Here is a 19260-nt window from a genome sequence, read left to right as displayed (position 1 = left end):
GCCATGCACTGGGCCTGCCTGTTGTTGCCGCAGCTGGCGCTGGACAGCGTGCTGCGCCTGCAGCCCGATCCACAGCGGCCACTGGTACTGCTGCAGGGGCCGGCGCAGCGTCGTGTGCTGCGTGCGGTCAGCCCTGCCGCGCGGGCAGCGGGGCTGCGCCCGGGCATGCTGCTGTCGGCCGCGCAGGTGCTGGTGCAGGACCTGCAGCTGCATGACTACGATCCCAGCGCCGAACAGCACACCCGGCAATTGCTGGCCAGCTGGCTGTATGGCACCAGCTCGCTGGTCAGCCTCGATTTTCCGCATGCGCTGGTGCTGGAAATCGGTGCCAGCCGTGCCCTGTTCGGCGATTGGCTGACAATCGAACAACGCCTGCGCAACGGCCTGCACGACCTGGGCTTCCGCCATCGCCTGGTCGCTGCCCCCAACCCGCATGCCGCGCGCGTGCTGGCCAATGTGCACGATGGCCTTGGCATCGATGCGCAGCAGCTGCCCGCCGCACTGGCACAGCTGCCGCTGGCGCGTAGTGGCCTGCCCGTTGATGCGGTGACCGTGCTGGCACGCTCCGGTCTGCGCACGCTGGGGGCGGCCTTCGACCTGCCGCGCGAAAGCCTGGCCCGCCGCTTCGCCCCCGAGGTACTGCAGCAGCTGGATGCCGTGCGCGGTTTGGGCAACGCGCCGCTGCGCTATTACCAGCCGCCGGACCGGTTCGATGCGCGCATCGAATTCGAATACGAGATCGAATCCAGCCAGGCCCTGCTGTTCCCGCTGCGGCGCCTGCTGCTGGATCTGGCCGCATTCCTGTGTTCGCGCGATGGTGGCGTGCAGCGTTTCGATCTGCATTTCGAGCATGACCTGCTGCCGGCCAGCGTGCTGACCATCGGCCTGCTGGCCCCCGAACGCGATGCGGCGCTGCTGTTCGAGATCGCACGCAACCGCATGGAAGCCTTCGCCCTGCCCGCCGGCAGCCGTGCGCTGCGCCTGCAGGCCGAGCAGCTTCCGCCGTTCGTACCGGCCGCACGTGACCTGTTCGATACCCGCCCGGCGCAGGCGATGCCATGGACCCAGCTGCGCGAGCGCCTGCGTGCCCGCCTCGGCGATGACGCCGTGCAGCCACTGGCCGTGCAGGCCGACCACCGCCCCGAACGCGCCAGTGGCACCCAGCCACCGGCCAAGCCACCCGCTTGGTGGCCGCTGCGCCCCGGCTGGCTGCTGGAGACGCCACAGCCGCTGCGCGATCCGCGCCTGCGTATCGTCGCCGGGCCGGAACGGATCGAATCGGGCTGGTGGGACCAGGCCGATGCACGCCGCGACTATTACGTGGTGGAAACCGCGCAGGGCCAGCGGGGCTGGGCCTTCCGCACGCGCAATGATCCGCATGCGCCGTGGATGCTGCACGGCTGGTTCGGTTGAGCCCCATGCACACCGATCTGCCCGGATACGCCGAACTGCACTGCCTGTCGGCCTTCAGCTTCCAGCGTGGCGCATCCACCGCCGAGGAACTGTTCGCACGCGCTGCCGGCCAGGGTTACCGCGCGTTGGCCATCACCGACGAATGCTCGTTGGCTGGCATCGTGCGCGCATGGCAGGCGGCGAAGACGCACGGCGTGGCGCTGATCGTCGGTGCCGAATTCCAGGTTGAAGACGGGCCCAAGCTGGCCCTGCTGTGCACCAACCAGGCCGCTTACGCCGGGCTGTGCCAGCTGATCACCACCTGTCGCCGGCGGGCAGCCAAGGGCGGATACCGCTGCCTGCGCGAGGATCTGCAGGGACTGCCCGAGGGCCTGCTGTGCCTGTGGCTGGACCGGCAACCGGCGGCCACCGAACTGGAACTGCTGCGCCGTTGTTTTCCGCAGCGTCTGTGGCTGACCGTGGAGCTGCACCACGAACACGACGACACGCGCCGGCTGCAGCAGCTGCAGGCCTTCGGCGAGCGCCACCAGTTGCCGCTGGTCGCCAGTGGCGACGTGCACATGCACGTGCGCCGGCGTCGTGCCTTGCAGGACACGCTGACCGCGATCCGCCACCGCTGCAGCGTGGCCGAGGCTGGCTGGCGCCTGTTTGCCAACGGCGAGCGCCATCTGCGCCCGCGCACTGCACTGGCCCAGCTGTATCCGCCCGGCCTGCTGGCAGAAACCCTGCGCATCGCCGAACGCTGCCACTTCTCCCTGGACCAGCTGAAATACACCTACCCGCGCGAACTGGTGCCCGAAGGCCACGACCCGGACAGTTGGCTGCGCGTGCTGGTCGAGCGCGGCATTCCCTGGCGTTGGAAAAAGGGCATCGAGCCAGCCCAGCGCAAGCAGATCGAGCACGAACTGGCACTGATCAAGCAGAAGCAGTACGCCTCCTATTTCCTCACCGTGCAGGACATCGTGCGCTTCGCCCGCAGCCAGGACATCCTCTGCCAGGGCCGTGGCTCGGCCGCCAATTCAGCGGTGTGTTTCGTGCTGGGCGTGACCGAGATCGACCCGGCGCGCAGCAACCTGCTGTTCGAGCGCTTCATCTCGGCCGAGCGTGATGAACCACCGGACATCGACATCGACTTCGAGCACGAGCGCCGCGAGGAAGTACTGCAGTACGTATTCAACCGCTATGGCCGCGAGCGTGCCGCGTTGACGGCGGTGGCGATCAGCTACCGTGGCCGCAGCGCGATCCGCGATGTCGCCCGCGCGCTGGGCCTGCCGATGGACCAGGTCAACGAGCTGGGTGCGGCGATGGACCATTGGGGCGGCAACATTCCGTTGCCGGAAACCCTGCGCGAGCGCGGTTTCGATCCGGAAACACCGTTGATGCGCCGGCTGCTGGCATTGACCGCCGAGCTGATCGATTTTCCGCGCCATCTGTCGCAGCATCCGGGCGGCTTCGTGATTTCCGAGCATCCGCTGTCGACGCTGGTGCCGGTGGAGAACGCGGCGATGGCCGACCGCACCGTCATCCAGTGGGACAAGGATGACCTGGACGCCACCGGCCTGATGAAGGTCGACTGCCTGGCACTGGGCATGCTCACCGCCATCCGCAAATGCCTGGCGATGCTGCAGCAGCACGGCCTGCACGAAGGACGCATGGATGCAATCGAGGACGATGACAAGCCGACCTACGACATGATCTGCGCCGCCGACACCATCGGCGTGTTCCAGATCGAGTCGCGCGCGCAGATGGCGATGCTGCCACGCATGCAGCCGCGTAATTTCTATGACCTGGTGATCGAGGTGGCGATCGTGCGCCCTGGCCCGATCCAGGGCGACATGGTCCATCCCTACCTGGAACGTCGGCGGATCCTGCGCGAACAAGGCCCGGATGCGTTGAACGATCCGGACAACCCGCTTTATCCAGCGCGACTGGAACGCGTATTCGCGCGCACACTGGGCGTGCCACTGTTCCAGGAACAGGTCATGCAGTTGGCGGTGGACGCGGCTGGCTACACCGCAGGCGAAGCCGATGCCCTGCGCCGTTCGATGGCCGCCTGGAAGCGTCGTGGCGGCCTGGAACCGCACCGCGAAAAGCTGCTGACGGGCATGTTGAAAAACGGCTTCAGCCTGGAATACGGCGAGCACCTGTTCGAGCAGATCAAGGGCTTCGGCGACTACGGTTTTCCGGAAAGCCACGCGGCCAGCTTCGCCCTGCTCACCTATGCCAGCTGCTGGCTGAAGCGCCACCACCCGGCTGCATTCACCGCCAGCCTGATCAACAGCCAGCCACTGGGCTTCTACAGCCCCGACCAGCTGCTGCAGGATGCGCGCCGGCATGGCATCACGGTACTGCCGGTGGACGTGCGCCACAGCGACTGGGATTGCACGCTGGACTTCAGCAAGGGCGCGGCGGCAATCCGGCTCGGCCTGCGCCTGGTCGATGGCTGCAGCGAACCGGCCGCGCAGATCATCATGCGTGAACGCGCACGACGCCCCTTCGACGATGTCGGCGATCTCTGCCAGCGCACCGCACTGGATCGCCGCCAGCAGGGCCTGCTCGCCGATGCCGGCGCCCTGCGCGGCCTCAGCGGCCATCGCCACCGCGCACGCTGGGATATCTCCGGCGTGGAGAACCGCCTGCCGTTGTTCGACCAGGCCCGCGCCACCGCCGAAGCGCGCGTGGCCCTGCCCCTGCCCAGCGCCTGGGAAGACATGCAGGCCGATTACCGCAGCACCGGCACCACCCTCGGCCGCCATCCGATGTCGTTCCTGCGTGCGCAGCTGCGAACCCGTGGCTGCCTGGATGCCGCGCAGCTGGCCAACCACGGCCATGGCCGGCGCGTACGCATCGCCGGCCTGGTACGCATGCGCCAGCGTCCGCAGACCGCCAGCGGCGTCACCTTCCTTACCCTGGAAGATGAAACCGGCATGGTCAACGCCGTGGTCTGGCGACATCTGGCCGACCGCCAGCACCACATCCTGGTAGATACGCAGCTGATGCAGATCGACGGCCGGCTGGAACTCGTGGATGGCGTGCAGCATGTGATCGTGCAGCGCATGCACTGCCTGGACGAACTGCTGCAGGGACTGCGCAGCCACAGCCGCGACTTCCATTGACGATACACACCGTCACACAACGAACTGGCCACGGCCAACCGGATTCCGCTATCGTCGGCCACGTCCAAGGAAGGAATACACAATGGCTCGTGCCCTGACCCTGACCACCCTGGTGGTCGCCATGCTCGCGTTGCTCGTTTCCGGCTGGACCGCCTGGAACCTGCATCGCAGCCAGTCACCGCACCGCGTGATCGAAGCGCGCGGCCTGATCATCCACGATGCCAGCGGCCAGCCGCGGGTGATCCTTGGCGCCCCGGTTCCCGACCCCCTCAGCCGGGGCCGCCCGCAGGGGCCGCGTGCCACCGCCCTGTCCGGCCTGATCCTGCTCGGCCCCGATGGCTCCGAGCGCGGCGGCTACGGCACCAGCGACCGGGGTGGCGAAGCCCTGCTGACCCTTGACGATGCCACCGGCACCACCGAGGTCTTCAAGGTGGTCGCCAATCCGGACCGCGGCGCCAGCCTGATGGTCAAGCACCAGAACAACACCGGCGCCATGCTGAGTTCCTGGCAGGGCAAGCCGGAGCTGGTGTTCCTCGACGACGGCGGCCAGTCCTACTACGTGCGCCCCGGCGCCAGCGCTGCGCCCTGAGCGCGCACGCTCAGCGCATCACCGCCGCCAGGTCATCGGCCAACCGACGTTGCTGCGGCGGGCCGAGTGCCGCACAGGTGATGCGCAACCCATGCGCCGGTGCAGATACCGCAAAGACTTCACCCCCACGCACATGCCAGCCACGCGCCGCCAGCGCCAGCACCTGCGGCGTGCTGTCGGCCGGCAGTGGCAGCCACAGATTCAAGCCTTCCATCGGCATCGGTGTCGGCAGCCCGCGCGCCTGCAGCAGGGCCTGCAGACCCTGCAGCCGCTGCTGGTAGCGCTCACCGGCGGCAGCCACCTTCGCCCGCTGCTGCGCCGACTCCAATACCGAACTGGCTGCATCCTGCAGCAGATGGCTGACCCAGCCGGTGCCCGCCGCCAGGCGCAGGCGCAGGCGCACCGCGGTCTGCCCATCGCAGGCCAACCAGGCCACGCGCAGGTCGGGGCCCAATGCCTTGGACAACGAACGCAGCAGCGCCCAACGCCGACCGTCCATCGGCAGCACCGAGTGATAGCTCTGCTGCGAGAGCAGCGCGTAGTGATCGTCGATCAGCACCGCCACCTGCGGATAGCCGGCCAGCAACTGGCGTAGCGCACGCGCACGCTTCGCATCCAGGCTGGCACCGGTGGGATTGTGCGCGCGTGGGGTCAGCAGCACCGCGCGTGCACCCGCATCCAACGCCTGCCGCAGTGATTCCACCTGCATGCCGTGCGTATCCACCGCCACCGGCAACGGCACGTGTCCGGCCGCACCGAGGACATTGAGGCTGCCCAGGAAACAGGGATCCTCCACCGCGATGCGGTCCCCCGGCAGCAGCCACGCCGACAGCAGGCGCTCGATGCCATCGACCGCGCCGTGGCTCAGTTCCAGCGCATAGCCCGGCGGGCAATCGGCATCCAGCGAGGCTCGTGCCAGGCGTTGCATGCGTGGATCAACCGTCTCCACCCCATACAGGCGCGAGGACGTCGCAGCCACCCGCAGGCTGGGCAGGCAGCGCGGATCCGGATTGCCGCCGGCCAGATCGTGCAGGGCCAATCCCGGTGCACTGCCCTCGCGTGCCATCGTCGCCGGCAGGCCGCGCACCACGGTGCCGCGACGTCCCGCCGTACTGGCCAGGCCCGCCGCGTCCAGCCGCTTGTAGGCAGCGGCTACGGTATTGCGGTTGACCCCCAGTCGATCGGCCAGATCCCGCACCGGCGGCAGCACGCTGCCGGCCGCCAGATGGCCGCTACCGATGCCCTCGCGGATGCTGTCGAAGATCGCTTCGGCGCTGTTTCCGGTGATTTTCATTTTGTCCTATGCCAAACTATCTCTTGTCCTGTGCCAGTGTATCCCACCCTGGCCACCCCGCACCGGAGGTGCCCCATGTCCCTCGCCGCCGCCGACTGGCCCGTCGCCCAGTCCGTCGAACAGATCGCCGCCAATCTCGCCACCGTGCACCAGCGCATCGCCAGCGCCTGTGCCCGCGCCGGTCGTGATCCGGCCAGCGTGCGCCTGCTACCGGTCAGCAAGACCGTCGATGAAGCACGCATCCGCATGGCGGTAGCCGCCGGTTGCCACCAGCTGGGGGAAAACAAGGTACAGGAGGCGCAGCGCAAGGCCGAGGCCATGGCTGACCTTGGCCTGCACTGGTCGGTCATTGGCCACCTGCAGACCAACAAGGCCCGGTACGTCGCACGCTTCGCCAGCGAGTTCCAGGCGCTGGACAGCCTGCGCGTAGCCGAGGCGCTGCAGCAGCGCCTGCTGCTGGAGGACCGTACGCTGGATGTGTTCGTACAGGTCAACACCTCGGCCGAGCCCAGCAAATACGGCCTGGAGCCGACTGCGGTGGCCGACTTCGTGCAGCAGCTGCCCGCCTTCGACCGCCTGCGCGTGCGTGGCCTGATGACCCTCGCCATCTTCACCCCCGAGGTGGAACGCGTACGCGCCTGCTTCGTGCGCCTGCGCGAGCTGCGCGACCAGCTTCAGCAGGCGGCGCCGGCAGGCCTGGACCTGTCGCAGCTGTCGATGGGCATGTCCGGTGATTTTGAAGTCGCCATCGAGGAAGGTGCCACCGTCGTCCGCGTTGGCCAGGCGATCTTCGGTGCACGCTCCACGCCCGACAGCTTCTACTGGCCCACCCCGGGAGCACCGGCATGAAGCGCGCCGTTGCCCTGCAGCACGTGGCCTTTGAAGATCTTGGCACCCTGCGTCCGCTGCTGCTCGCGCAGGGATGGCAGGTACATGCACTGCAAGCCGGCGTGGATGCACTCGATGCAGCCGAAGATGCCGATCTGCTGGTGGTGCTGGGTGGCCCGATCAGCGTCAACGATGGAGCGGCCTACCCGTTCCTCGCCGACAGCATCGCGTTGCTGCAGCGTCGCCTGCAGCAACAGCGGCCGACGCTGGGCATCTGCCTGGGCGCCCAGTTGATGGCGCGCGCACTGCATGCGGTCGTTGCCCCCACCGGCGGCAAGGAAATTGGTTTCGCACCGCTGCTGCTCACCGATGAAGGCCAGCGCTCACCTTTGCAGGCATTGCAGGGCATCCCGGTGCTGCACTGGCATGGTGAAGCCTTCGAACTGCCGGAGGGCGCACGCCGCCTCGCCAGTACGCCCGCCTGTCGCCACCAGGCCTTCGCCATCGGCCACCATGCACTCGCCCTGCAATGCCATCCCGAACTGGATGCGCGCCAGTTCGAGCGCTGGCTGATCGGCCACGCGCTGGAACTGGCCGCGGCCGGCATCGATCCCATCGACCTGCGCGCGCAGGCCCGCCGCTACGGCGGGCCTCTCGCCGCCGCGGCGACCGCGATGTTCCAACAGTGGCTGCACGATCTGCCGGAGACCCGCCCATGCACTACCGCCTGACCATCCAGCACAATGGCATCCACTGGGGCCATTTCGACTGTGACGGTCCCAACGCGCTGCAACGCATCGATGCCATCGCCGCACGCCTGCCCGCCGCCGAAGGCTTCAGCCTGCAACGGCAGAAGGGCATCGGTGAGGAGCGCATCCTCTCCAGCACTGCCGATGGCCTGCGCGTGCTGGCCGCGCAGATCCAATACCGCGATCTCTGATCCCCAGGTGATGCGGCATTGACTCAACGCATGCTGCGCAACGTCCTGTAGAGTCGTTCCCGCTCGATGCCGCAGGAACGCGCCCATGCCAGACCACCTCCCGCCAACCTCCAGACTGTCCCTGTCACGCGGCTCCATCGACGGCCTGCGCATTGCCCCGCGCTGGCCCGCGTCACAGGTCATCCTCGAGGCCGAGGTCCTGCAGTGCCTGCTTGATGCGCAGGCACTGCTGCCATCCACGCTGCGCCTGCTGGTCACCCGCGGCTTCGAATGCAGCCAGGGAAAGCTGGGAGGCTTCCGGCGTCTGGTACGGCGGCTCGGCATCGCCGTGTTCCGCTGCTGCTATCGGCATCGCCACGATGAGATCGACGCCATTTTCGGCGCCAACGGCCATGATCTGGACGGTCGCCATGTGGATGTCTCGCTGGTCCTGCACGGCCGGCGCGTACGCCTGCTTCCGCTGGGCGTGTTCACTCCATTGCGCTGGCAGCAGCGCCGCGTCAGCCGTCATGCAGACGCCGTTGCAGCGGCCAAGGATGCACTGCAGCGGTGCGGCTTCGATCTGCACCCCAACGCCACGGAGAGCCTGCAGATCCACTGCGACCAACGCGGCACCACACTGGCGGAACCGTCGCGTTGATCAACGTTCCACGCGCGTTGCAGGCAACCTGCACCGAGCTCCAGCAACGGCTGGGCCGGATCGACAACCTGTCGGGCAATGGTGAACGCCGCCTCGTCCTCGGGGGAGAGCCGCTGCGGTTCCCCTATCGTATTTACGCCGACGCCGCGGACCTGTTCCGGCTCGCATCCCATCTGCAGGGCGATGCGCGCGCCCTCTGCCTCTGCCTGCTCTCGCGCCATTGTGACGGACATGTACGGCAACGTGCGATCGAGACGCTGGGTCCCTCGCCGATGCCCTGGGTGCATGCCTTCCAGCTGGCCTTGCTGGGGGAGTACGTGGACGAGGTCGCGTCGGCCGTGGCGATCCCGGCGCAACAGACCGGCCTGCAGCGCTATGCCGCGCTCATTGGCGAGAACCGCGCATTCTTCGACCTCTGCCGACAGCGCGCTGCCAGTTACTGGAATGCCTACTACCGCGCCCGCTACCCCAGCCTGCGCATGTTCCCCGCGCACCGCCTGCTGCTGCAGATGGAACGCGCCGCGCGCTCGCCATAGCCCGCTCTACGCGTGCCAGCGCACGCCCGCGTGGCACTACCGCAGGACGGGCGCACACAAGCACAGATGCAAATGATTCTTCTTTACTGTAACGTGGCGCCGCTGCCCTTGCCGCCGCGGGCTGTTCCCTTCCCCAGCCGTCGCCCGCCCCGTGCCCATGCCTGTCGAATCGACGGATGTCGCGCAGCTGTGCGCAGCCCGCTACCGGCCGCTGCACGCCCACGTCCGTCGCAAACTCATCCAACACAGCTTTGCCTCAGGTGCTGATGCGGTCACTGGCCCTCTGCTCGCTGCCGACGTCGCCGACCCGTCCGGGGTAGTCAGCGATGAGTGAGCGTCGGCAGCACTGGCAAGCGGTGACGATCAGCATCGGGCTGCACCTGCTGCCGTTGCTGCTGTTCGTCCACTGGATGTCCACCCCGCCGCTGCAGCCGCCGCCGGAACAGGACGTGCGCATCAGCCTGCGCCTGCTGGCGCCAGCCACGCCGCCGCAGCCGGTGGAAGAACTGCAGTCCGAACGCTTCAGCCAGGCCCAGCAATCGCGGGCAGCCGAGGCGCGGAAAACACCCCCACCACCGCGGGCCACGGCGGCACCCGAGGGCAACCTCGCCGCCAGCGAGAAGAATGGCGACGGCCACCAGCCCTTGCCCGTGGCCCCACCTGCGGCCGCGACCGATGCCCGTTCCGCACCGGCATCGATCACGGCCGCACCGCCCGCTCCGGACGCACCACCGGCGGACTTCCAGGCCGGCGCCGCCAGCGACCAGTGGGAAGCCCGCCTGATGGCGCGGCTGGAGCGTTACCGCTATTACCCCGCCGCAGCGAGGTCGCGGCGCCAGCAGGGCACCGCATGGGTCAGGGCCAGCATCGACCGCGACGGCCACCTGCAGGCATTGCGCCTGGAACAGTCCAGTGGACAGCCGATGCTGGATGAAAGCGCGCTGCAGACATTCCGCCGCGCGCAGCCTCTGCCCCGGATTCCAGAAGAACTGCCAGCTCCGCAGGAACTGGTGGTGCCGGTGGAGTACTACCTGCGCTAAGCGCTGTAGGCCTCTGCCTCGATCTCGAACAGCATTCCGTCCAACGCCAGCCGCGGCACCGGAATCAACGTGCAGGTCGGCGCTGGGCGATTGGCCCAACGTCTCCGCACCTGGCGGGCGATGATGCCCAGGCGATCCTCGTCGTGGTCGACCACCAGGATCCGCAGCCGTGCAACATCGGCCAGATCCGCATGCGCCGACCGCAGCGCGGTCTGCAGATTGTCCAGTGCCTGCGACACCTGCTCCTCGAAGCTCGGCGACAGGCTTCCCTGGTCGTCCTCGCCTCCCTGTCCGGCGATATGGATCACACGCGCTGGCAGTCGTACCACCGCCACATGCGAATATCCGTTGGCACTGGGGTCGTGCAGGCCGGGCGGATCGAACAGATCCAGCAGGCCATGGCTGAAGTCCGGGGTGGTCAGCAGGTTCATACCGCATGCCTCGTGGGGAATGCGACGCAGTCTGCGACCTCAACTGCTGTTGAGGTCAAACCGATTACCTGCAACAGAGCGGTCCAACGCACGCAACGATCGGCAGGATCAGGTCCACGCCGGATCCGCGGTGAAATCGATCGTCAGCCAGAACGTGCTGCTTCGCGCGTCCAACCGCACTGCAATCTCATCGCGCATCGCATCCACCTCACCCACCGTGCCCAGCGGAGTCGACGGCGACGTCAGGATGTGGATCTCGATGAAGCGCATCCGCCCCATCTTCGCCACATGGCTGGTGAAGCCGGCATAGCCATGCTCGGCCACGAATGCCTGCATCACCTGCTGCACGCGCTCGTCCAGGTCATCGGGCGCCACCTGCAGCACTTCACGCATGGCCCTCCACGCACTGCGCGCCGGCACCGGCAACACCGCCAGGCTGATCAACGCCAGTACGATCGAATCCAGATAGGGCACCCAGTGGTGCCACTGGCCACCATGCAGCACCAGCGCCAATACGAAGGCCAGCACCACCGCCAGGCTCATCAAGCCCCCCAGCAACCAGCCGCGCACATCCAGCCACAGCAATGCCGACTGCAGCCTGCGGGCACGCTGGGCCACGAACGCGGCCATGCCCAGGTTGCTGGCACTCAGCAGCGCCGCCCACCACAGCGCCGGTCCGAACTTCACTTCGTGCCCGCCGGTGGTCAAGCCGATCACCGCGTTGGCCAGCGCATACACGCAGGCCAGCGAGAGGATCACCCCGCCCAGCGCCTCGACCATCGGCTCCAGGTGCCAATAGCCGTACTGGAAGCGCGGGCTGTGCTCCCGCGCCACCAACCGCAGCACCGACAACGACACCAGGGTCAGGGCTACGTCGACCAGGCTGTAGATGCCGTCGAACAGGATGGCCTGCGATCCCACCAGCAGGCCACCGATGAAGCCGACCGCGCTGACCGCCACGGTGACCCCGATCGAGAACTTCAGGATGCGTTGCTCGCGCGCGGTATCCATCGTTCGCCGAAGGGCCGACCGTACCGGCTCAGGCCTTCAGCACCTCCACCTTGTAGGACGGCACGTCGCCATCGCGCTCGATGATAAGGCCATGCACATCCGACTCGAAGCCCGGGAAGCGCGCGTTCTGCTCGCGGGCGATGCGCAGCGACTGGATGATCGGTTCGTCGCGGTCGCCGAAGCGCTCGCCCGGCATGATCGTCGGGATGCCCGGCGGATACGGCACCAGCATCGTCGCAGCGATGCGGCCGCTGATCTGCTCGATGTCGACCCGCTCGATCTCGCCCTTCACCAGGTGGTTGTAGGCATCGGCCGGGGTCATCACCGGCGTCGGCAGGTCCACGTACATCTCACGCATCACCTTGGCCACGGCGAACTCCTGGTTGAACGCATGCAATGCGTCGCACAGGTCACGCAGGCCCCAGCCGGCATAGGCATGGGGATAGTCGGCGGCCAGCGACGGCAGCGCCTGGGTCAGCGGCGCGTTGCGGTCGTACAGCTCCTTGAACGCCATCAGCTCGGTAACCAGCGTGCTCCACTTGCCCTTGGTGATGCCCATCGAGAACAGGAACAGCACCGAATACAGGTTGGTCTTCTCCACGGTGATGCCGCGGCCCCACAGGAACTTGCTCAGCACCGCAGCCGGGATGCCCAGCTTGCCCATGCTGCCGTCCATCGACAGGCCCGGTGTCAACAGGGTCACCTTGATCGGATCGATCAGCACATAGTCATCGACCAGGTTCTCGAACCCGTGCCAATGCGCATCGGGCTGCAGGTACCACTCCTCGCGCTTGGCGACCAGCGGCGCCGGTGTATCGCCCTTGTCCAGGCTGCGCTCGACCTTTGTCGGTTGCCACACGCTGAACCACCAGTCATCGCGGCCCAGATCGTCGCGTACATGCAGCATCGCCCGGCGGAAGGCGATCGCCTCATCATGCATTTCCTGCACCAGCGAACGCCCCGCATCCCCTTCCATCATCTTCGAGGCAACATCACACGCCGCGATCACGCCGTAATGCGGGCTGGTCGAGGTATGCATCATGAACGATTCGTTGAAGCGTTCGGCGTCCAGGTCGCGGCTGGCCGAATTGCGCACGTGGATCATCGAGGCCTGCGAGAACGCGGCCAACAGCTTGTGCGTGGAATGAGTGGTGAAGATGATCGCATCCTGCTCGCGCGGCTTGCCCTTGGCCATGCCGTAGTGGTTCTCGTAGAACGGATGGAACGCGGCATAGGCGTACCAGGCCTCATCGAAATGCAGGAAGTCGACCGCGCTGCCGATCTCCTCGGCGATTTTCTCGGCGTTGTAGCACAGGCCGTCGTAGGTCGAGTTGGTCACCACAGCGATACGCGGCTTGGAACCGGCCTGGTAAGCCTGGCTGGCCAGCGGATTGGCCGCGATGCTCTGCTGCAGGGCTTCCGGGGTGAACTGGTCCAGGCTGATCGGACCGATGATGCCGTGCGCGTTGCGGCTGGGCGTGAAATACACCGGCACCGCGCCGGTCATGATCAGCGAATGCAGCAGCGACTTGTGGCAGTTGCGGTCGACGAACACCACGTCGCCGCGGGCCACGGTGCCATGCCACACGATCTTGTTGGCCGTTGACGTACCGTTGGTGACGAAGAAGGTGTGGTCGGCGCCGAAGTTGCGCGCGGCCTCGTCCTCGGCCTCCTTGATCGGGCCGGTGTGGTCCAGCAGCGAGCCCAGCTCCGGCACCGAAATAGACAGATCGCTGCGCAGCGTGTTCTCACCATAGAACTGGTGGAAGGCGCGCCCGACCGGTGACTTGGTGAACGCCACGCCGCCGGCATGGCCCGGCGTATGCCAGGAATAGTTCGACTCGGCCGCGTGGTGGATCAGCGCCTTGAAGAACGGCGGCAGCAGGTTCTGCATGTAGTCTTCGGCCGCACGCATCACCTGCCGCGAGATGAAGCTCTTGGTGTCTTCGAACAGGAAGATGAAGCCGTGGATGTACTTGAGCAGCTTGCTCGGCACCTTCTCGATGGTACGGCGCTCGCCATACAGGAACACCGGCAGGTTGGCCCGGCGCGCACTCTGCTCGCGCAGGAAGGCGGTCAGGCGCTGGAACTCGCCATCGACCTCCTCGCTGCCGTCGATCGAGATCAGCACCGCCGAAGCGGCCACATAGGTACGGGCGCCGGCACGGGCATCGTCCAGGTTCAGGCCGCACAGCACGCGCTGGTCATTGCTGCGCAGCTCTTCCACCAGCGCACGGATGAGGATGCCGCCGATGCGCGGCGAGTCGTAGTCACCGTCAATGACGATGACCGGATAATCCAGGGACTTGAAATACACGTTGATTCTCCTTGTCTAACTCAGGAACGCTGGGCGCCGGACGAAATTGCCGCCGCCTCGCGGGAACGCTGCCGCTGCTGGCGACGCTCCTCGCTGAAGAAGGGATAGAACACGGTGATGAACAGCACGAACAGGAAGGCGTACTGCACGATCGTTCCCGACGAGCCGTAGATCGCCCACAGGCAGTACACGACCGTCAGGCTGGTCAGGGTCCAGAACGCACCGGTGTGCACCAGCGTGTGCGACCGCTCCACCACGAAGTAGCAGGCCACGCACGAATAGATGTACGGCAGCAGCGTCAGCACGACCGCCGCCGAAGTGATCACGTCGAACTGGGCCGAGGCCGTCTTCGAGGTGGAGGTCACCAGCACCGCCAGGGTCATCAGCACGGCCACGATCAGCACGCCCTTGACCGGCACGTCGTCCTTGTTGGTCTTGCTGAAGATGCTCGGGAACAGGCCATCATCGGAGGCCGCCTTGGCGCTCTGCGCAGTCAGCAGGATCCAGCCGCCCAGCGAACCTGCGGCGCCGATGAAGGCGCACAGGCTGACCAGCGCACCACCCCAGCCCCCGACGGCCTTGGCCGCCGCCAGTGCAAACGGCGCGTCAGACACCTGCAGCTCGCCATTGGGCACCATGCCCATGATCACCGACGAGCTGGCGATGTAGGCGATGGCGGCCAGGAACACACCGGCCAGGGTGGCGCGGGCCACGTTCTTCTCCGGGTTTTCAACCACGCCGGCCGTGACCGAGGCCGACTCGACGCCGATGAAGGCCCACAGGGTCAGTGCCGCAGCACTGGAGATCGCACCGAAGTTCGACTCGCCGGAGACGTTGTAGGCCCCCTTGAAGATGTCGGCATCGAAGAAGAACCAGCCGAAGATGGCGATACCCAGGATCGGCACCAGCGCGAAGCTGGTGGTGACCGTCTGCACGCGGCTGACGAACGCCGGTCCGATCATGTTGGCAAAGCTCAACGCCCACACCAGGATCAGCACCGCGATGCAGCGCACCAGCGGTTCGGACAGGATCGGGAAGAAGTAGCTGAAGTAGCCCACCGCCGCGATGGGAATGGCAACGTTGCCGATCCAGTTGGCGAACCAGTAGATGGTGTTGGTCTGGAAGCCCATGTAGGGACCGAACCAATCGCGTGCATACGCATACGGGCCACCCGCTTTGGGCGCCAGCTTGCCGAGCTTGGCGAACACGAAGGCCAGCAGCAGCGCACCGGCCGTGGTGATCAGCCACCCCCATATCGAGGCGGTACCGATCTTGGCCAGGCTGGAGGGCAGCAGGAACACCCCTGAGCCCATCATGTTGCCGGCGACGAGGAAGGTGGCTCCGACCACCCCGATTTTCTTTGCTTCTGCCATGACAATCTCCTGTACCTGGCATGGGCCCGGTGAACCCGGGCGTGGGGAATGGCTGCGCTGGCGTGCTGCCGCTGGCGCTTACTTGATGAAGTTGTATTGCAGGCTGCCCTGCACTCGGACCGTGTCGCCGCGTGCTCCGCTCTGCTGCTGCAGGCGGCCGTACAGCAGTTCCATGCCCATCGTCCACGACGGTGCCGGGCTCCAGATCAGGTTGAACACGCCATAGCGGCTTTGTCGGAATGCATCACTCGGCAGCGCCGCATTGCGCTCGAGTGTCAGCTGACCGTAGATCAGGTTCGAGCGCCACAGATCCGACCAGTAGTGGGTATAGCCGACGAAGCCACCGTGCAGGTCCAGCGCATCGATGCGTCCATCGGCACCTACCACGGCGTCAAGACCGGAACCGGTGAGATCGGCGGTATAGCGGCTCAGGCCGCGGCCGCCCAGCGCACCGAACAGCAACAGATCGCGTTCCCCCACCGAGGCCGAGCCACTGAGCTGCGCGCCACCGGCAAAGACGCGGTCACGGCGGGCATCGCCGTCGTAGGCAAGATTGCGCGCCACGACGCCCAGTTGCAGGTGGCCCCAGTCACGCTCCATGCGCGCGATGGCACTCACATCCGGCAATCGATTGACCGCCGCCATCGCATCGCTGGCGCCGGCCAGCTCGGTGTCCGGGTCTTCGGCGGCCAGGGTCAGGGTGTTGCCCTTGCCCAGTGCAAAGCTGTGATGGATGCCGGCCACCAGCAGGTAACCGGCGCCGCCGGGTCCAGCAAAATCCAGCGTGTCGGGCAGGCTGTCCGGGTCCATGAAGCTGGAATACCCGTAACCCGCGTACGTGTTGCCAAGCTGGCCATAGGCATGGCGCAGGCGGAACTGATAGCCATCGCTGCTGCCGAAGAAGTCATTCTCCAGATAGAAGCGCAGGTTGCCATGGGTGGTCGGCCGCCGCGCCTCGAAACTGAAACGCGTCTGCTTGGCGTGGATGTTGAAGTTCGAAACATCGCGATGGCTGCCGCCCACCGGCATCGACGAGGGAATGAACTGATCCTCGTCCCCTGCGCCGCGCGAATCCGTAATCGCATCGAGCTTGGCATAGCCACCGATGCGGATCACGGTGTCGGTGCCGGGAATGGCGAAGAAGCCTTTCAGGTCCGGATCGGTCGGGCCGGCGGCGCTGTCCGGGCGCGAGGCCGCCGTTGACGGATCGGCCACCGACTCACGCTGTGGCAGCACGGTCGGCGACACGCCGGGAACCTGGGTCGGGTGCAGGATCCCGCTGGCGGTTGACACCGTCGTGGTCGCCTGCGATGCAGTGGGCGTCGGCGTCGGCAGTACAACGGGAGCCGCAGCCGCACGCTCTTCACGTCGTTCAAGCTGGTCCAGACGCTGCTGCATGCCCTGCAGCGTCTGCCGCATCGCGTCGATCTCCCGACGCAATGCCTGCGCATCATCCTGTGCGTGCAACGGCATCGCTGCCATCGCCGTCAGGCACCCCATACTCAGTACCGCCAAGCGCATTGCATCCTCCCCGGACTGGAACTTCCGCCGCGCGGCCGAGCAGCGCGCGTGCGCCGCCCCGACCTCAACGAGCCGTTGCTGGAAATGCGGGTACTGCGTCGACGACCGTCGCCAGCCTGCGCGATGCAGGCAACAGGGCGATGACATTGCCCCACCTGCCCGGACAGCGCCGGAGTCGCTTCCACTGCGGCAGCGCTGCCGAAGGGGTGGCGACCGCAGGGGTCTGGGTAACAAGCGCTGGGTGAGAATGTCGTGAATGGCATTGCGCGCACGCCCTCTCGAGGGCATGACGTGTGCGGCATCCATAGCGCAGTGACGCTGTATTCCATGCGCCAAGGCTAGTTCGACTGTCGTTTTTGGCCTTGATTGGGATCAAAGCGAAATGCTTGATGTCAGTCACGATTCAGACGTGACATCTGTTCATGACGTGCGCAGCCCTCTTCGCCGGGACTGTCGCAGAAAGCAACAGGCCCACATGTCGCCATGTGGGCCTGTCACTCGGTTCAGCAGCCCGGGGGCCTCAGCGTGGGCCGAGTACCGCCTGCAGATCGTTGCCCTGCGGAAGGCCGGCACGTCGCTGCACCTGGCCCTGCGCATCCTGGAACAGGATGCCGGGCGTACCCTGGAAGCCCATCTCCACCATCAGCACCTGGTTGGCATCCAGTTTGGCTGCGATGTCCCGGCTGATGCTGGGCAGCGGCTTGATGCCACCGCGATCGAACTGATGCTCGTTCTCCAGCAGTGCCGCACTGGGATCGCGCGCGGCCATGATCGCCGCCGCCTTGGCCGGACTGTCTTCGCGGATCACGCCGACCATGATGTGGCGCAACTGCACCTTTCCTGCGTCCACCCAGGGCCGTGCCGCCTCCCAGAACTTGTGGCAGTAAGGACAGTTGGCATCACTGAAGGTGTACACCACGCGCGGCGCATCGGCCTTGCCATCGCGTACCCAGGCACTGGCCTCCAGCTTGCTCCACATCTTTGCCGACATCGGCGCGGCAACCAGCTTCTCCAGCGTCTCGGCTGCAACTTCGTTGCCCTCGGCGTCGAACAGGCTACCCACCAGCACATGCTTGCCATCGGCGGTCACGTAAGCCGCCGCCGGCTGCTGGCCACCAACCATGCCGGCAAAGCCGCGCAGGCCGCCCGGCGCGTCGAACTCGGAGACCACCTCGAAGCCATGCTTCTCGATGCCCTTCAGGACAGCTGGCAACTCACCCTTCCTGGCGGCTGCCGTTGCCGAAGCCGTTGCCGGTGCAGCGGCACCCTTGCCCGGTGGGGTCTGTGCCTGGCTGCAGGCAGCCAGCGCCAGCATGGCCGGCAGCATCAGCGTATGCGCGATGCGCGGGGAAATCGACAACATGGAAACTCCGTAGTGGGATGCCAGCGCAGGCTACCGCAGCCGGCGCAGTTTGTGTTCAAGACCGGCCTGGGTCAGTTCGCCGAGATGCAGTTCCTGCAACCGCCCCTGCGCGTCGAAGAAGAGCGTGGAGGGGAAAGCCCGGACGTCCAGCGAGGTAGAGGCAGCCGATGACTCATCCAGCAGGACGTTGCCCAGCGAGATGTGTTCAGCGGCTAGAAAGGTCTGGACCTCGGCAAGGGTCTCGCCCTGGTTGAGGAAGACGAACTGGATATCGGCATGTTCCTGCTGGGCCGTCGCCAGTACCGGCATCTCCCGGCGACACGGGCCGCACCAGCTGGCCCACAGATTCAGCACGAGCGGCCTGCCATGAAACTGCTGCAGGTCGATCGCCCTGCCCTGCAGGTCGACCACCTGCAGTGTCGGCAGGGGCATCTGCTTTGCCTGCCAGTACGCGAGCCCCTGGCTTGCACCGCCCCACAGCAGCAGCCCGGCCAGCGCACCTGCCAGCACCGGCGCCCTCAACGCGCGATGCCTGCGCAGTCGCCACAGCGCCCAGGTAAATCCAGCGCCAATCACAACGGGCAGGTGATACCCACCATCGGCAATCTGCAGCGCGCTCCAGGGAGCTTCACGATAAAGGCTGAAATGCGCGGCAACAAAGGACAGCCGGCCACACAGCAGGCCAACCAGCAGCATGTCCAGCACCATCCCGGCTGCAGGTGGCCGAGCCTGGCCAGGCTCAGCACGCGACCAGAACCGCGCAATGGCCATCGCCAGCAACAGGAAGATCAGGATCAACACCACCGGCATCGGCACCGGCCCAACACTCGACATCAGCTCACCTGCTC

General features: G+C 66.5%; 17 protein-coding genes. 9 read left to right on the top strand and 8 right to left on the bottom strand.

Annotated features, from left to right (window positions below; all coding sequences use genetic code 11):
- The first annotated feature begins 3 nt into the window (after positions 1 to 3).
- The 3 genes from M2299_RS03570 (at position 4) to M2299_RS03560 (ending at position 5118) form a co-directional block, all read left to right on the top strand.
- Positions 4 to 1413 (top strand): DNA polymerase Y family protein, encoded by a 1410-nt coding sequence (locus M2299_RS03570; protein WP_280883884.1) that lies wholly within the window; start codon positions 4 to 6, stop codon positions 1411 to 1413.
- 5 nt (positions 1414 to 1418) lie between these two features.
- Positions 1419 to 4529, top strand: coding sequence for an error-prone DNA polymerase (locus M2299_RS03565; protein WP_280883883.1), 3111 nt, complete (start codon positions 1419 to 1421; stop codon positions 4527 to 4529).
- Between the two features lie 82 nt (positions 4530 to 4611).
- Complete coding sequence (locus M2299_RS03560) at positions 4612 to 5118, top strand: hypothetical protein (RefSeq protein WP_280883882.1); 507 nt, start codon at positions 4612 to 4614, stop codon at positions 5116 to 5118.
- Between the two features lie 10 nt (positions 5119 to 5128).
- On the opposite strand, the gene ptsJ is transcribed toward M2299_RS03560, so the two are convergent.
- Entirely contained in the window at positions 5129 to 6412 is a 1284-nt protein-coding gene (ptsJ, locus tag M2299_RS03555; RefSeq protein WP_033831384.1) for a transcriptional regulator PtsJ, read from the bottom strand.
- 75 nt (positions 6413 to 6487) lie between these two features.
- Between ptsJ and M2299_RS03550 the strand changes: the two genes are divergently transcribed.
- From M2299_RS03550 to M2299_RS03525, 6 genes are all read left to right on the top strand, one after another.
- The gene (locus tag M2299_RS03550; RefSeq protein WP_099784555.1) at positions 6488 to 7261 is read left to right on the top strand and encodes a YggS family pyridoxal phosphate-dependent enzyme; all 774 of its coding nucleotides are present in this window, start codon (positions 6488 to 6490) and stop codon (positions 7259 to 7261) included.
- Positions 7258 to 7971, top strand: coding sequence for a glutamine amidotransferase (locus M2299_RS03545; protein ID WP_099842814.1), 714 nt, complete (start codon positions 7258 to 7260; stop codon positions 7969 to 7971). Before M2299_RS03550 ends, M2299_RS03545 begins: the two co-directional genes overlap by 4 nt.
- The gene (locus tag M2299_RS03540; RefSeq protein WP_025879228.1) at positions 7956 to 8180 is read left to right on the top strand and encodes a hypothetical protein; all 225 of its coding nucleotides are present in this window, start codon (positions 7956 to 7958) and stop codon (positions 8178 to 8180) included. The genes M2299_RS03545 and M2299_RS03540 overlap by 16 nt, the downstream gene beginning before the upstream one ends.
- Positions 8181 to 8265: 85 nt before the next feature.
- Positions 8266 to 8820, top strand: a complete 555-nt coding sequence (locus M2299_RS03535; protein ID WP_280883881.1) for a hypothetical protein — start codon at positions 8266 to 8268, stop codon at positions 8818 to 8820.
- Entirely contained in the window at positions 8817 to 9356 is a 540-nt protein-coding gene (locus M2299_RS03530; RefSeq protein ID WP_280883880.1) for a hypothetical protein, read from the top strand. The genes M2299_RS03535 and M2299_RS03530 overlap by 4 nt, the downstream gene beginning before the upstream one ends.
- 326 nt (positions 9357 to 9682) lie before the next feature.
- Positions 9683 to 10396, top strand: coding sequence for an energy transducer TonB (locus M2299_RS03525; protein ID WP_280883879.1), 714 nt, complete (start codon positions 9683 to 9685; stop codon positions 10394 to 10396).
- Here M2299_RS03525 and M2299_RS03520 read toward each other — a convergent pair.
- The 7 genes from M2299_RS03520 to M2299_RS03490 all read right to left on the bottom strand — a co-directional run bounded on the left by M2299_RS03520 (position 10393) and on the right by M2299_RS03490 (position 19246).
- Entirely contained in the window at positions 10393 to 10827 is a 435-nt protein-coding gene (locus M2299_RS03520; protein WP_099784571.1) for a RidA family protein, read from the bottom strand. The two genes, M2299_RS03525 and M2299_RS03520, sit on opposite strands and share 4 nt — an antisense overlap.
- Before the next feature lie 108 nt (positions 10828 to 10935).
- Complete coding sequence (locus M2299_RS03515) at positions 10936 to 11838, bottom strand: cation diffusion facilitator family transporter (RefSeq protein ID WP_100436479.1); 903 nt, start codon at positions 11836 to 11838, stop codon at positions 10936 to 10938.
- A 28-nt stretch (positions 11839 to 11866) separates the two neighbouring features.
- On the bottom strand, positions 11867 to 14155 hold the full coding sequence (locus M2299_RS03510) for an Orn/Lys/Arg decarboxylase N-terminal domain-containing protein (RefSeq protein WP_025879234.1): 2289 nt from the start codon (positions 14153 to 14155) through the stop codon (positions 11867 to 11869).
- Positions 14156 to 14175: 20 nt separating this feature from the next.
- Positions 14176 to 15528: an arginine/agmatine antiporter gene (gene adiC / locus M2299_RS03505; RefSeq protein WP_025879235.1), complete on the bottom strand. Its 1353-nt coding sequence runs from the start codon at positions 15526 to 15528 to the stop codon at positions 14176 to 14178.
- A 78-nt stretch (positions 15529 to 15606) separates the two neighbouring features.
- Entirely contained in the window at positions 15607 to 17049 is a 1443-nt protein-coding gene (locus M2299_RS03500) for a DcaP family trimeric outer membrane transporter (protein WP_280883878.1), read from the bottom strand.
- 520 nt (positions 17050 to 17569) lie between these two features.
- Positions 17570 to 18412 carry a thiol:disulfide interchange protein DsbG gene (gene dsbG / locus M2299_RS03495; RefSeq protein WP_032975238.1) on the bottom strand — a complete coding sequence of 281 codons (843 nt, stop codon included), beginning with the start codon at positions 18410 to 18412 and terminating at the stop codon, positions 17570 to 17572.
- Between the two features lie 30 nt (positions 18413 to 18442).
- The gene (locus M2299_RS03490; protein WP_223485921.1) at positions 18443 to 19246 is read right to left on the bottom strand and encodes a TlpA disulfide reductase family protein; all 804 of its coding nucleotides are present in this window, start codon (positions 19244 to 19246) and stop codon (positions 18443 to 18445) included.
- Positions 19247 to 19260 lie beyond the last annotated feature (14 nt).

The sequence above is a fragment of the Stenotrophomonas sp. 1278 genome (assembly GCF_029892765.1).
Lineage (GTDB): Bacteria > Pseudomonadota > Gammaproteobacteria > Xanthomonadales > Xanthomonadaceae > Stenotrophomonas > Stenotrophomonas indicatrix.
Note: the sequence above shows the minus strand (reverse complement) of the source record. Positions and strands in the feature narration are given on the sequence as shown.